Consider the following 13,960-nt stretch of genomic DNA (forward strand, 5'->3'; position numbering starts at 1 on the left):
GCAAGTTTGCTGAAAGATTTCAGCAAGAGCCTTCAACATGCCTTCAACGACGAAGGAACCCCACATGGCACGCAGAATCCTCTCCGGGGCGCTCGCCCTCTCGGCCGCCGCTCTTGTCATGAACCCGACGATTTCGGACGCCGCCCCACCCGGCACCAAGGACGTCACGGCCGTCCTCTTCGAGTGGAACTTCGCCTCGGTCGCCAAGGAGTGCACCAACACCCTCGGCCCCGCCGGCTACGGATACGTCCAGGTCTCCCCGCCCGCCGAGCACATACAGGGCTCACAGTGGTGGACCTCGTACCAGCCGGTCAGCTACAGGATCGCGGGACGGCTCGGCGACCGTACGGCGTTCCGGAACATGGTGAACACCTGCCACGCGGCAGGGGTCAAGGTGGTCGCGGACACCGTCATCAACCACATGTCGGCGGGCAGCGGCACCGGCACCGGCGGCTCGTCGTACACGAAGTACGGCTACCCCGGCCTGTACTCGTCCTACGACTTCGACGACTGCACCTCCCAGATCTCCAACTACGGCGACCGGTGGAACGTCCAGCACTGCGAACTCGTCGGCCTCGCCGACCTCGACACGGGCGAGAACTACGTACGCCAGGCCATCGCCGGCTACCTGAACGACCTGCTCACCCTCGGTGTCGACGGCTTCCGCATCGACGCGGCCAAGCACATCGACACCGCCGACCTCGCCAACATCAAGTCCCGGCTGACCAACCCCTCCGCCTACTGGAAGCAGGAGGTCATCCACGGCAGCGGCGAGGCCGTCCAGCCCACCGAGTACACGGGCAACGGCGACGTCCAGGAGTTCCGCTACGCCTACGACCTCAAGCGGGTCTTCAACAACGAGAACCTCGCCTACCTGAAGAACTACGGCGAGGGATGGGGGTACATGAGCAGCTCGGTCGCCGGTGTGTTCGTCGACAACCACGACACCGAGCGCAACGGCAGCACCCTGAACTACAAGGACGGCGCCAACTACACCCTGGCCAACGTCTTCATGCTGGCTCACCCCTACGGCGCCCCGGACGTCAACTCCGGCTACGAGTGGTCCGACGCGGACGCGGGCCCGCCCAACGGCGGCACGGTGAACGCCTGCTGGCAGGACGGCTGGAAGTGTCAGCACGCCTGGCCGGAGATCAGGTCGATGGTCGCCTTCCGCAACGCGACCCGCGGCCAGTCGATGACCGACTGGTGGGACAACGGTGGCGACGCGATCGCCTTCGGTCGCGGCGCCAAGGGCTATGTGGCCATCAACCACGAGTCGGGCTCCCTGGCCCGCACCTACCAGACGTCCCTGTCGGCGGGCACGTACTGCAACGTCCAGAACAACACGACCCTGACCGTGAACAGTTCGGGCCAGTTCACCGCGACCCTGAGCGCCAACACCGCCCTGGCGATCTACGCGGGCAAGTCCAGCTGCTGAGCCGCTCCCGCACGGCGCGTGCCGCGCGTTGTGACACCTGGCAACGCGCGGTACGCGAGAGGTTAACCGGCCCCCCGGATCGTCTCCTGTCGCTGAAACTTCTTTCCAGTGCTTTCAGGACTCTTGCTGTAAACCTTTCGTCGGCGATACGGTCGCGCGGGGTCGGACCCACGAGAGCCGCGATCGCAAGGAGTCCACGTCAGTGATACCGAGATGGCCGGCGCCGTCGAGGCGCCGCAGCGCCCATGCCGGACGAGTCGCCGCGGTCACCGTGACCGCGCTGGCCGCGGCACTCGTCCAGCCCCTCGCCGCCCGGGCCGCCGCCCCGCCGCCGCCCCCGTCCGACGCCAGGCTGGCCGCCGAGCCCGCCCGGCACGACGACACCCGCGAGCAGTTCTACTTCGTCATGCCGGACCGCTTCGCCAACGGTGACACCGCCAACGACAAGGGCGGCCTGACCGGTTCACGGCTGTCCACCGGCTACGCCCCCACCGACAAGGGCTTCTACCAGGGCGGCGACCTCAAGGGCCTGACCGGGAAGCTCGACTACATCAAGGGCATGGGGACCACCGCCATCTGGATGGCGCCGATCTTCAGGAACCAGCCCGTGCAGGGCACCGGCAGTGACGCCTCCGCCGGCTACCACGGGTATTGGATCACCGACTTCACCCAGGTCGACCCGCACTTCGGCACCAACAAGGACCTCGAGAACCTCATCTCCAAGGCCCACGCCAAGGGCATGAAGGTCTTCTTCGACGTCATCACCAACCACACCGCCGACGTCGTCGACTACCGGGAGAAGTCCTACGGCTACCTTTCCAAGGGCGCCTTCCCGTACCTGACGAAGGACGGGAAGCCGTTCGACGACGCGGACTACGCGGACGGCACCAAGGGCTTCCCGTCCGTGGACGCGGACTCCTTCCCCCGCACGCCCACGGTCCCCGCAGCGAAGGAGAACGCCAAGGTCCCGTCCTGGCTCAACGACACGACGATGTACACCAACCGCGGCGACTCCACCTACGCCGGTGAGTCCACCACGTACGGCGACTTCTCCGGTCTCGACGACCTGTGGACCGAGCGTCCGGAGGTGGTCAGCGGCATGGAGAAGATCTACCAGCGGTGGGTGCGGGACTTCGGCATCGACGGCTTCCGGATCGACACCGTGAAGCACGTGAACATGGAGTTCTGGACGCAGTGGGCGACCGCCCTCGACGCGTACGCGGCCAAGCAGGGGCGCAGGAACTTCTTCATGTTCGGCGAGGTCTACTCCGCCGACCCGTCGATCACCTCCCCGTACGTCACCCAGGGCCGCCTCGACGCCACGCTCGACTTCCCGTTCCAGGACGCGGCCCGCTCCTACGCCTCGCAGGGCGGCAGCGCGCGGAAACTGGCGTCGGTCTTCGGTGACGACTACAAGTACACGACCGACAAGGCCAACGCCTACGAGCAGGTCACCTTCCTCGGCAACCACGACATGGGCCGCATCGGGTACTTCCTGAACCAGGACAACCCGAAGGCCACCGACGCCGAACTGCTCGCCAAGGACCGGCTCGCGAACGAGGTGATGTTCCTCAGCCGCGGCAACCCCGTCGTCTACTACGGCGACGAGCAGGGCTTCACCGGCTCCGGCGGCGACAAGGACGCCCGCCAGACCATGTTCGCCTCGAAGACCGCCGACTACCTCGACGACGACGAGATCGGCACCGACCGCACCCACGCGAGCGCCGCGTACGACACGAGCGCCCCGCTGTACCGGCAGATCTCCGCGCTCGCCAAGCTCCGCAAGGCCAACCCGGCCCTCACCGACGGCGTCCAGACCGAGCGCTACGCGGCGGACGGTGCCGGCGTCTACGCCTTCACGCGGACCGGCACCGGCAAGGACACGACCGAGTACGTCGTCGCCCTCAACAACGCCGGCACCGCGCGGACGGCGACCTTCGCCACCGGTTCGGCGGCCATGACGTACCGCGGGATCCACGGCACCCGCGCCACCGTCACCTCCGACGCCGACAAGAAGATCACCGTCACCGTCCCGGCTGGCTCGGCCGTCGTCCTCAAGGCGGCCGCCGGGCTCGCCGAGCCGGCCACCAGGCCGACGATCACTCTCCAGGCCCCCGCCGCCGGCGCGACCGGCACCGTCGAGCTGACCGCCGACGTCCAGGGCGGCCGGCTGAACCGGGTCGTCTTCGCCGCCCAGACCGGCAACGGCAGGTGGCGGGCCCTCGGCTCCGCCGACCACGCCCCGTACAAGGTCACGCAGACCGTCGGCACGGACGTACCGGCCGGCACGGTCCTGCGCTACAAGGCGGTCGTGATCGACACGGCCGGGCGAACCTCCAGTGCCACGGCGGCGAGCGTCACCGGCACCCCGCCCGCCGAGGAGATCCCCACCGCCTCCTCCCGCGACTACGCGGTCGTCCACTACAAGCGCACCGACGGCGACTACGCCGACTGGGGCCTGTACGCCTGGGGCGACCTGGCCGACGGCGAGTCGACCACCTGGCCGGACAGCCACCCCTTCACCGGCCGTGACGCCTACGGCGCCTTCGCCTACGTGAAACTCAAGCCCGGCGCCTCCTCGGTCGGCTTCCTCGTCATCGACAAGGACGGCGACAAGGACGTCTCCGCCGACCGCACCATCGACGTCTCCGCGACCGGCGAGGTCTGGATCGAGCAGGGCGAGGAGGCCGTACAGACGCAGCGGCCCGACTACCCGGCACGGGACGCGACCAAGGCCGTCCTCCACTACCACCGTGCCGACGGCGACTACGACGGCTGGGGTCTGCACGTGTGGACCGGTGCCGCGAACCCCACGGACTGGTCGAGCCCGCTGCGGCCGGTGCGGACCGACGCCTACGGCGCGGTCTTCGAGGTACCCCTCACCGACGGTGCCACCAGCGTCAGTTACATCATCCACAAGGGTGACGAGAAGGACCTGCCCACCGACCAGTCGCTCGACCTCACGGCGAACGGCCACGAGGTGTGGCTGCTGAACGGCCAGGAGAAGTATCTGCTCCCGCAGCCGGCCGGCTCCGCGGCCGCCCTCGACCCGACCACCTCCAAGGCGGTCTGGATCGACCGGGACACCGTGGCCTGGAACGGCTCCGACGCGGCCGTCTCCACCCAGCTGCTCTCCTCCCGCGACGGCTCCATCGCCGTCAAGGACTTCACGCTGACCAGCGACGACGAGCGCTGGCTGCGCCTGTCCAGAACCACGCTCACCGACGCCCAGAAGGCGAAGTTCCCCCATCTGAAGGACTACACCGCCTGGTCCGTCGACCCCCGTGACCGCGACCGGGTGCGGGAGGCCCTCCGCGGCCAGCTCGTCGCCTCGCAGCGAGCCGCGAACGGAGCCGTGCTCGCGGCGACGGGCGTCCAGACCGCCGGAGTGCTCGACGATCTGTACGCCGGCGCGACGAAGGCCGAACTCGGGCCGACGTTCCGGGCCGGCCGTCCCACGCTGGCCGTCTGGGCGCCGACGGCGCGGCGGGTCGCACTGGAGATCGGCGGCTCCACCGTCGCCATGCGACGGAACGGCACCACCGGAGTCTGGTCCGTCACCGGGCCCGGGTCCTGGAAGAACAAGCCCTACCGCTACGTCGTGACGGTGTGGGCGCCCAGCGTCCGCAAGCTCGTCACCAACAAGGTCACCGACCCGTACTCGGTCGCCCTCACCGCCGACTCCGGGCGCAGCCTCGTCGTCGACCTGGACGACAGGTCCCTGGCCCCGGGCGGCTGGTCGACCCTGGCCAAGCCCAAGGCGGTGCCGCTGCGGGACGCCCAGATCCAGGAACTGCACGTCAGGGACTTCTCCGTCGCGGACCCGACCGTGCCGGCCGGGGACCGGGGCACCTACCTCGCCTTCACCGACCGGGGCAGCGACGGCTCGAAGCACCTGCGGGAGCTGGCGAGGTCGGGCACGTCGTACGTCCACCTCCTGCCCGTCTTCGACATCGCCACCATCGCCGAGAAGAAGGCCGACCAGGCGAGCCCCGGCTGCGATCTCGCCTCCTACGCGGCCGACTCCGACAAGCAGCAGGCGTGCGTCTCCGCGGTCGCCGCGAAGGACGCCTACAACTGGGGCTACGACCCCTTCCACTACACGGTCCCCGAGGGCTCCTACGCCACCGACCCCGACGGCACCGGCCGTACGGTCGAGTTCCGCCGGATGGTCAAGGCGCTGAACCGGGACGGCCTGCGGGTCGTCATGGACGTCGTCTACAACCACACCGCCGCGAGCGGCCAGGCCGACACCTCGGTGCTCGACCGGATCGTGCCCGGCTACTACCAGCGGCTCCTCGCCGACGGCTCCGTGGCCGGCAGCACCTGCTGCGCGGGCACGGCCACCGAGAACGCCATGATGAGCAAGCTGGTCGTCGACTCCATCGTCACCTGGGCCCGGGAGTACAAGGTCGACGGCTTCCGCTTCGACCTCATGGGCCACCACCCGAAGGCCAACATCCTCGCCGTGCGCGCAGCCCTGGACGCGCTGACCCCCGCCAAGGACGGCGTCGACGGCAAGAAGATCATCCTGTACGGCGAGGGCTGGAACTTCGGGGAGGTCGCCGACGACGCCCGCTTCGTGCAGGCCACGCAGAAGAACATGGCCGGTACCGGTGTCGCGACCTTCTCGGACCGGGCCCGTGACGCCGTGCGCGGCGGCGGACCCTTCGACGAGGACCCGGGCGTGCAGGGCTTCGCGTCCGGGCTGTACACCGACCCCAACGCGTCGAAGAACAACGGCACCTCGGCCGAGCAGAAGGCCCGGCTGCTGCACTACCAGGACCTGATCAAGGTCGGGCTGAGCGGCAACCTCGCCTCGTACGGCTTCACGGACACCGACGGCAAGGAGGTCACCGGCGCCGAGGTCGACTACAACGGCGCACCGGCCGGCTACGCGGACGCGCCCGGCGACGCCCTCGCCTACGCCGACGCGCACGACAACGAGTCGCTGTTCGACGCGCTGGCGTACAAGCTGCCCAAGGACACCTCCGCGGCCGACCGGGCCCGGATGCAGGTCCTCGCCATGGCGACGGCCACCCTCTCGCAGGGCCCGTCGCTCTCCCAGGCCGGCTCCGACCTGCTGCGCTCCAAGTCCCTGGACCGCAACTCCTACGACAGCGGCGACTGGTTCAACGCCGTCCACTGGAACTGCGCGGACGGCAACGGCTTCGGGCGCGGACTGCCGCCGGCGGCCGACAACGCGTCCAAGTGGCCCTACGCCACACCCCTGTTGGGTGCGGTCAAGGTCGGCTGCGAGCAGATCGACGGCACCTCGGCCGCGTACCGGGACCTGCAGCGGATCCGTACGACGGAGAGCGTCTTCTCCCTCCGCACGGCCGGCCAGGTCCAGTCGAAGCTGTCCTTCCCGCTGTCCGGGAAGGACGAGACGCCCGGCGTGATCACCATGAAGCTCGGTGACCTCGTCGTCGTCTTCAACGCGACACCGGGAACGCAGAAGCAGCGCATCGACGCGCCGGCCGGAACGGGCTACCGGCTGCACCCGGTGCAGGCGGCGGGCGCCGACCCGGTCGTCAGGCGTGCCGCCTATGAACGGGAATCGGGCACGTTCACCGTTCCCGGGCGGACTGTGGCGGTATTCTCCCCGTCCACCTGACCGAGGCACTACCTTGGTGGGACAGACCTCGAACCCCGGTCTGTCCCACCGGTGTTGCCCAAGGGCTGGAAAGATGGACGTCAACGGCAAGCTGACAGACGCGATCGTGCTCATCGTGGACGACGTGGAGGCCAGCCGGTTCGCGATGAGCACCGTGCTGCGGCGCGCCGGCCACAAGGTCGTCGCGGTCGGCGGCGGCGCCGAGGCGCTCGGCGAACTCGACGTACGTCTGCGCAAGGGCACCCTCCCCGACGTGGCCCTCGTCGACGTGCACCTGCCGGACATGAGCGGCTTCGAACTGTGCCGGCTGCTCAAGCAACGGCCGCGGATGGCCGACCTGCCCGTCGTGCACTTCTCGGCCCTCGCCGCCGCCCCGGTCGACCGCTGCCAGGCGCTGGAGGAGGGCGCCGAGGCGTATCTCACCGTGCCCGCCGAGCCCGAGGAGATCGAGTCGGCGGTCCGGGCCGCCGTGCGGGCCGCCCGGCTGCGGGCCGACGACCAGGCGCTGGTACGGCGGCTGACGCTGCTCTCGGAGACGATCGTCACCATCCAGGCGGCGCGCTCCCTGCCGGAACTCGTCGCCGCCGCCGCCGAGGGCACCGCGCGGATCACCGGCACCCCCGCCGCCGTCTTCGTCCTCGACCAGGACGACGAGCTGTACCGCGGTCTCTCCCGCGAGCGCGGCGCGGTCGCGCTGCCGGACGAGGGCGCCCACCAGACCGTGGCCAGTCTGCTCCGGCGGCTCAGCCGAGGGCACTCCGGAGTACGGATCACCACCGTCCCCGCGCCCCTGTGGCCCACCGGATTCTTCCGGCCCGGCGTGCAGCACGACGCCCGCCTGGCACTGGCCCTCACCCAGGACGGCCAGGCCCCGGTCTGCCTGACCGCGCCCACCCGCGGGCTGCGCCGGGCGGGCCCCGAGGCCGAGGCACTGCTGGCCCAGCTCGCCCAGGCCACCGCGTTCGCCGCCCAGCCACTGCTCATGTACCAGGTCGAGCGACACGTCGCCCTCACCCTCCAGCACAGCTTCCTGCCCCAGCCGCACCGGCTGCCCGAACTGCCGGGCGTGGACGTCGCGGTCCGCTACGTGCCCGCCTCCCGGCAGACCGAGATCGGCGGCGACTTCTACGCCGCGCTGCGCACCGACGGAGGCGTGCTCACCGCGGTCGGCGACGTCGTCGGGCACTCGCTGGACGCGGCGACCGTCATGGTCGAGATACGGCACGCGCTGCGCGCCTACTGCGTCGAGGAGAGCGACCCGGCCGTGCTCGCCGAGCGTCTCGACCGGATGCTCCAGCGCTACCACCCGGACGTCACGGCCACCGTCTGCCTGGTCCTGATCGATCCGGCCACCGGGCGCACCCGAGTCGCCAACGCGGGCCACATCCCGCCGCTCATCGTGCGGGACAGCGGCGGCGCCGACTTCATCAAGGCCGTCGGACCGCTGCTCGGCGTGGGCCTGCCCCATCCGGCTCCGACCGAACTGTTCCTCGAACCCACCGACCGGCTTCTCATGGTCACCGACGGACTGATCGAGACCCGGGGCACCGACCTCGGGGTCTCGATGGAACAGCTCCGCGCGGCCGCCGCCGGTGCGCTGCCCGGCCTGGGCGCCCTGTGCGACACGCTCCTGGCCTCCTTCGGCCACGACCGCGAGGACGACATCGCCATGCTGGCTCTGCGCCTGACGAACTAGGCTGAGCCGCCCCGTTGTCCCAGAACAGGAGTGCCCATGCCGCAGATCACCGTCGAACGCTCCCCGGGGCTCGATCACGTCGACTGGAACGCGTTCGCGCTCGCCCTGCACCCGTTGGTCGTCGAGGTGGCGGCCGCGCGGCTCGAGGCGTGCAAGACGCGCGTCCTGCGGACCGAGGACGAAGTGGTGGGAGACGAGGGGACAACGGGGCAGGGCGGGCCGGCCATCGTGCACGTCACGCTGGCCCTGCTCGCCGGCCGCTCCGAGGAGACCAAGGCCGAGCTCACCGAAGCCGTACTGGATCTGCTGCGCAAGCACGTCGAGCCGAGCGACGGGGTGTCGAAGGTGTACGCGTCCGCCGAGGTCCGCGACCTCGATCCGTCGTACCGCAGTTTCCAGAGCTGACCGAGTTCCCTCAGGACGCGAGGGCGATCAGTCGGACGGCCAGGTCGCCGAACGGTCCGTCCGACGGTTCGTCCCTCAGGATCCGGCGCAGCAGGGCGGTCATCTCCTCGTCGTAGGCGGCGCTGACGGCGGCCAGCGCCGCGAAGTCGTGCACGAGCTGCACCTCCAGCTCACCGCGTGGGATGCGACGACCGTCGAGCCAGATCAGCGCCGTCGACTCGGCGAGCGAGATCCAGGAGCGGATGACCAGTTCCAGTCGGGCGGGCGGATCGTCCACGCCCAGATGCGAAAGGATCTGGACATACGCGGCCTGCCGTACCGAGTCGATGAGCGCGTTCGTCGTCGAGGAGCCGACGGCCGGCCCGCCGCGCATCAGCGCCGAGAAGCCCGGCCCGTGGTCGTCGACGAAGTCGAAGTACCGGCGCATCACCCGCAGCAGCCGGGCCCCCAGCGGGCCCTGGCGCGGTTCGCTGAACCGGCCGGCCAGATCCTCCGAGGCGCGCTTCAACGCGGCCTCGTACAGGCTGAGTTTGCCGGGGAAGTAGTGGTAGACCAACGGACGCGAGATGCCCGCCGCCGACGCTATCTCGTCGATGGAGACCTCGTCGGGCGAGCGGCGGCTGAACAGTTCGAGGGCGACCCCGATCAGCTGCTGTCGCCGCTCGTCGACGCCCATTCTGCGGCGCACCCCGGTAGTCATACGAACACCTTACCGATCGGATCCAGCCTCTCACGGACCGGACCAGTCAGGGGTGTTCACATATCCAGCACAAGGCGATCGCCCCGGGCCCGCGACACACAGATGAGCATCGAGTCCGCCCGCTCCCCGTCGGTCAGCAGCTCGTCCCGGTGATCCACCTCTCCCGCCAGCACCCGCTGCCGGCACGTCCCGCAGAAGCCCTGCTCGCAGGAGTAGACGGTGTCCGGCAGCTCCGCGCGCACGGCGGCCAGCACGGTGGACTCGGCGGGTACGGTCAACGTCCGGCCGCTGCGCCGCAGTTCGATCTCGAAGGCGCCGTCGCCGGACGACGGCGTGCCCGGCGCGAACCGCTCCAGGTGCAGCGCGGCCCCCGCCGGCAGCCGCTCCTCGACCGCCCTCATCAGCCCTTGTGGCCCGCAGCAGTAGACGGCGGCGCCCGCCGGAAGGTCCGCGAACAGCGCGTCGAGGTCGGGCACTCCCGCCTCGTCCTCGGCGACGACGGTGACCCTCCCCGTCCCGCCCAGCTTCCCGAGCTCCTCCAGGAACGGCATCGAGCCCCGCGTGCGCCCGCCGTAGAGCAGCCGCCACTCGACGCCGTCCGGCAGGGACCGCAGCATCGGCAGGACGGGGGTGATCCCGATGCCCCCGACGACGAAGACGTAGGAGTCGGCCGGCACCAGCGGGAACCGGTTCCGCGGCCCCCGCACCTCCAGCCACGTCCCCTCGCGCACCCGCTCGTGCACCTCGCGCGAGCCGCCCCGCCCGTCCGCCGCCAGCCGGGTGGCGACGGTGTACGACGTGGTGTCCCGCGGGTCGCCGCACAACGAGTACTGCCGTACCAGCCCCGACGGAAGCACCAGGTCGAGATGGGCCCCCGGCTCCCAGGGCGGCAGGTCGTGCCCCTCCAGTCGGAGCAGGACGACCCCGTCGGCCACCGTCTCCCGTGAGGTGACCAGCACCTTCAGTGTCCGGGACCGCGGCCGGCCGGAGACGGGTGTTGCGAGGGCGGGCACCGGCCACAGCGGCGAGGTGCGTATGCGGCGCCGCACCGCCCGCCGGGCGAGCAGCGTGGCGCCCACGACGGCCGTGACGGTCCACAGCTTCGGCATCACGCCGTCCCCTTCTCCGCGGCGGAGGCGGCGGAGGCGGCGGAGGCGGCGGCGTCGGCAGCGGCGGCGTCGGCGGCGAGCGCGGCGGGGGAGGAGGCGAGGTAGGCGTGAGCCTGGGCGGTGGAGCCCTCCTGGGACGGGTGGTACGAGCGGCTCAGATAGCGCGGGACGGACTTGAGCATGTCCCCGGTCGCCGGAAGCGTGCCGCGCCTGCCGCGCACGTAGAAGTCCCTGAACGAGGCCTTCCCGTCGGTGAGCGTGGGGTCGTTCGCCATGAAGAAGCGGGCCCCGCGTTGCCAGAGGAACAGCAGCGCCGCGAACGCGGTCGCCCAGGTCCGGACGCGCCGCCGGTAGCTCCCGTCGACGTGCTGGAACAACTCGAAGGCCACGGACCGGTGCTCGACCTCCTCGGCGCCGTGCCAGCGCAGCAGGTCCAGCATCGTCGGGTCGGCGCCGCGCCGGTCCAACTCCTCGGCGTTCAGTATCCAGTTGCCGAGGAAGGCGGTGTAGTGCTCGATCGCCGCGATGATCGCGACCCGCTCCATCAGCCACCATCTGCGTGCCCTGCCCGGCGGCAGCCGCCGGTCACCGAGCATTTTCTCGAACAGCCAGTCGACCTGCGCGGTGTACGGCGTCGGGTCGAGTCCGAGCTCCCTCAGGTGCGGCAGCACCTCGTCGTGCGCCTGGGAGTGCATCGCCTCCTGCCCGATGAACCCGATGACGTCCGCGCGCAGCCGCTCGTCCCGGATGTGGGGCAGCACCTGCTTGTAGACGTGCACGAACCACCGCTCGCCGGCGGGCAGCAGGAGATGCAGCACATTCATGGTGTGCGCGGCGAAGGGATCTCCCGGCACCCAGTGCAGCGGGGTGCCCTCCCAGGAGAAGGACACCTTCCGCGCCTTGAGCGAGGTCCGCTCGGACTCGACCGGCCGGGGCAGCCGGGCCTGGTTGTTAGACATGGCGTCAATGTACTGACGGGTAAGTCCAAGGGAAACCCTCCTGCGAGGACTTGTCCGCGCAGGTGCCGACGGGACCCTACCGGAGCCCGCCGATCGACCGCCCGTCCTCCAGGGTCCCCTTCAGCTCCGCCCGAGCGCCCTGCTCGGCGCGTACGGCCAGCAGGCCGCCCCGCGCCGTGCCCGCGACCCCGCCCGTCGCGCTGACCGACGAGGTGCCCCGGCTGCCCGCCGCGAGCAGGTACCAGGAGTCCTTCTCCGACTTCCACAGCACTCCGGCGAGCACATGGGGATCACGCGGACCGCAGGACGGCACGTTCTCCGCCTTCGCCGCCACCGCCCCGTACACCCCGCCCGGCGTGTGGAACTGGGCCAGCACGCGCGTCCCGCCGCCCCGCCAGGTCTCGGCCCGCGTGCACACCCAGTCCGCCGACCCGCTCGCGTCCGGCAGCGGCTGCACGGCGTACGCCCACACGTTGACGGCGCGCACGCCCGCCGAGCGCATCGAGGCCAGCGAGCAGGCGTACGGCGACCAGACGCGCAGTGCCCGGGCGCCGGACGCCTCGCCGGTGGACCCCGGCCGGCCCGCGGTGAGGTGGGCGGGGACCAGCTCGCCGAGGTCGCTGAGCAGCCGCGTGCCCGAGCCGTCCGTCAGCTGCAGCACGTTCCAGGACGTACAGGCGCCGGTCTGCGGGGCGGTGGCCAGCGGCGAGGTGACGCCCCCGGTCAGAGGAACGGCCATCGCGCCGGAGCCCGGCTTCAGCAGGTCCCGCTCGGCCGCCTTCCTCACCCAGGGGGCCGTCAGATAGCGGACGTTCCCGTCCGAGCGGCCCAGCACCACCGCCTCGGCCCCGGCCCCGGTGGCGCCGTCGACCCGCGCGAAGTCGAGGGCCGCGCCCTGCGTGCCGTCCTTCGGCTCGGCGTAGCGGGCGATGCGCAGACCGTCGTGGAGGATCACCACGCGCGCGTTGTCGACGACCCCGGCGTACAGGAGCTGGGGCGGGCCGGCCGGGCCGCCGGACGGGGTGCCCGGAGTCGCCGAGACGCGGACGGTCTCCCCGGGGCGGGCCCAGACGGCGAGGGCGCGGCGCAGCAGGGCCGTGTCGTCGGCCAGCTCACCGCGCGCGGGCCAGACGGAGAAGTCGGTGCGCGCGGAGGACTCCCAGGCCGTGGCCGGGACCCTGGTCAGCCGGCCCGGGTCGAGGGCGGCGCGGGCCGCCGGGTTCTGCGCGTACGAGGGGGCGGCGGCGCCGTCGGGTCCCCAGCCGCCGCCCGGCAGGGCGAACAGCGCCCCGCACACGACGACGGCCGCCGCGGCGGCGAGCGCCGCCCTCGAGTGCTGCCGGCGCCGCACCAGGTCGGTGGGCCGGGCCTGCAGCGTGCAGGGGTCGAACTCGGGGGAGTCGAGCAGCGGATACCGGTCGGTGTCCCCCGCCGCCTCGCGCAGCGCGGCCTCCGCGTCGTCGACGCCCGCCGCCTTCAGCACCGTGCGGAGGACGCCGTCCGGGAGCTTCTCCAGGCCGCGCAGCACATACGCGGCCCGGGCGGGCCCGGACAGGGCGGACAACCGCTGGTCCAGGGCGAGTTCGTCGGCGCCGCCCGAGCGCGGGAACAGGCGCAGGCCCCACACCTGGGGCAGCAGCGGCGGCAGCTGGGACCGCTTGGGCCACGCCCCGAGCCTGAGCGGCCGGCCGGCCTCCAGCGCCGTACGGACGACCTGGAGGCGGACGTAGGCGTAGCCCGGGTCGCCGTCGCGGCCGGTCGACTGGGCCGGGATCACGGGCGTCGAGGCCCGGCCCCTGGGCAGGGCGCGCTGGACGAGGGCGTGCGCGGTCAGCACCCGCCGGTTGCGGCCCAGGCCCGGCGGCAGCACCAGATAGGCGAGCCGGACCAGCCGTGGGTAGTGCTCGACGAGCGCGGCCTCGGCCTGTTCGACGCCGACGACCGGGTCGGCGGAGGAGGAGGCGGCGGGTCCGGGGCGCGGGGCGACATCCTGTGGCTGCACGTTCAGCAGAACGAGCGAATCCTCGGATGGTCAC

8 protein-coding genes are annotated in these 13,960 nt (G+C 71.4%); 4 read left to right on the forward strand and 4 right to left on the reverse strand.

The features are described 5' to 3' along the window. Nucleotides 1-64 precede the first annotated feature (64 nt). The 4 genes from OG985_RS32765 to OG985_RS32780 all read left to right on the forward strand — a co-directional run bounded on the left by OG985_RS32765 (nucleotide 65) and on the right by OG985_RS32780 (nucleotide 9,156). Nucleotides 65-1,438 (forward strand): alpha-amylase family protein, encoded by a 1,374-nt coding sequence (locus tag OG985_RS32765; RefSeq protein ID WP_371671955.1) that lies wholly within the window; start codon nucleotides 65-67, stop codon nucleotides 1,436-1,438. Between the two features lie 202 nt (nucleotides 1,439-1,640). Beyond that, the gene (gene pulA / locus OG985_RS32770) at nucleotides 1,641-7,055 is read left to right on the forward strand and encodes a pullulanase-type alpha-1,6-glucosidase (protein ID WP_371671956.1); all 5,415 of its coding nucleotides are present in this window, start codon (nucleotides 1,641-1,643) and stop codon (nucleotides 7,053-7,055) included. 73 nt (nucleotides 7,056-7,128) lie between these two features. Beyond that, nucleotides 7,129-8,751 (forward strand): SpoIIE family protein phosphatase, encoded by a 1,623-nt coding sequence (locus OG985_RS32775; protein WP_371671957.1) that lies wholly within the window; start codon nucleotides 7,129-7,131, stop codon nucleotides 8,749-8,751. Nucleotides 8,752-8,787: 36 nt separating this feature from the next. Further along, nucleotides 8,788-9,156 carry a 5-carboxymethyl-2-hydroxymuconate Delta-isomerase gene (locus OG985_RS32780; protein ID WP_371671958.1) on the forward strand — a complete coding sequence of 123 codons (369 nt, stop codon included), beginning with the start codon at nucleotides 8,788-8,790 and terminating at the stop codon, nucleotides 9,154-9,156. A 10-nt stretch (nucleotides 9,157-9,166) separates the two neighbouring features. Here the strand turns inward: OG985_RS32780 and OG985_RS32785 are convergent, their stop codons facing one another. The 4 genes from OG985_RS32785 to OG985_RS32800 form a co-directional block, all read right to left on the reverse strand. After that, nucleotides 9,167-9,856: a TetR/AcrR family transcriptional regulator gene (locus OG985_RS32785; RefSeq protein WP_371671959.1), complete on the reverse strand. Its 690-nt coding sequence runs from the start codon at nucleotides 9,854-9,856 to the stop codon at nucleotides 9,167-9,169. 56 nt (nucleotides 9,857-9,912) lie between these two features. Further along, the gene (locus OG985_RS32790) at nucleotides 9,913-10,965 is read right to left on the reverse strand and encodes a 2Fe-2S iron-sulfur cluster-binding protein (RefSeq protein WP_371671960.1); all 1,053 of its coding nucleotides are present in this window, start codon (nucleotides 10,963-10,965) and stop codon (nucleotides 9,913-9,915) included. Next, complete coding sequence (locus tag OG985_RS32795; protein ID WP_371671961.1) at nucleotides 10,965-11,924, reverse strand: metal-dependent hydrolase; 960 nt, start codon at nucleotides 11,922-11,924, stop codon at nucleotides 10,965-10,967. Before OG985_RS32795 ends, OG985_RS32790 begins: the two co-directional genes overlap by 1 nt. 76 nt (nucleotides 11,925-12,000) lie before the next feature. Then, nucleotides 12,001-13,926, reverse strand: coding sequence for a hypothetical protein (locus OG985_RS32800; protein ID WP_371671962.1), 1,926 nt, complete (start codon nucleotides 13,924-13,926; stop codon nucleotides 12,001-12,003). Between the last annotated feature and the right edge of the window lie 34 nt (nucleotides 13,927-13,960).

The organism is Streptomyces sp. NBC_00289 (assembly GCF_041435115.1).
In the GTDB taxonomy this organism is placed as follows: Bacteria; Actinomycetota; Actinomycetes; order Streptomycetales; family Streptomycetaceae; genus Streptomyces.

What these genes read in the sequence shown, in the direction of transcription:
- OG985_RS32785 (WP_371671959.1), bottom strand. Translation starts at nt 9,856, where the DNA reads ATGACTACCGGGGTGCGCCGCAGAATGGGCGTCGACGAGCGGCGACAG.
- OG985_RS32780 (WP_371671958.1), top strand. Translation starts at nt 8,788, where the DNA reads ATGCCGCAGATCACCGTCGAACGCTCCCCGGGGCTCGATCACGTCGAC.
- OG985_RS32790 (WP_371671960.1), bottom strand. Translation starts at nt 10,965, where the DNA reads ATGCCGAAGCTGTGGACCGTCACGGCCGTCGTGGGCGCCACGCTGCTC.
- OG985_RS32795 (WP_371671961.1), bottom strand. Translation starts at nt 11,924, where the DNA reads ATGTCTAACAACCAGGCCCGGCTGCCCCGGCCGGTCGAGTCCGAGCGG.
- OG985_RS32765 (WP_371671955.1), top strand. Translation starts at nt 65, where the DNA reads ATGGCACGCAGAATCCTCTCCGGGGCGCTCGCCCTCTCGGCCGCCGCT.
- OG985_RS32775 (WP_371671957.1), top strand. Translation starts at nt 7,129, where the DNA reads ATGGACGTCAACGGCAAGCTGACAGACGCGATCGTGCTCATCGTGGAC.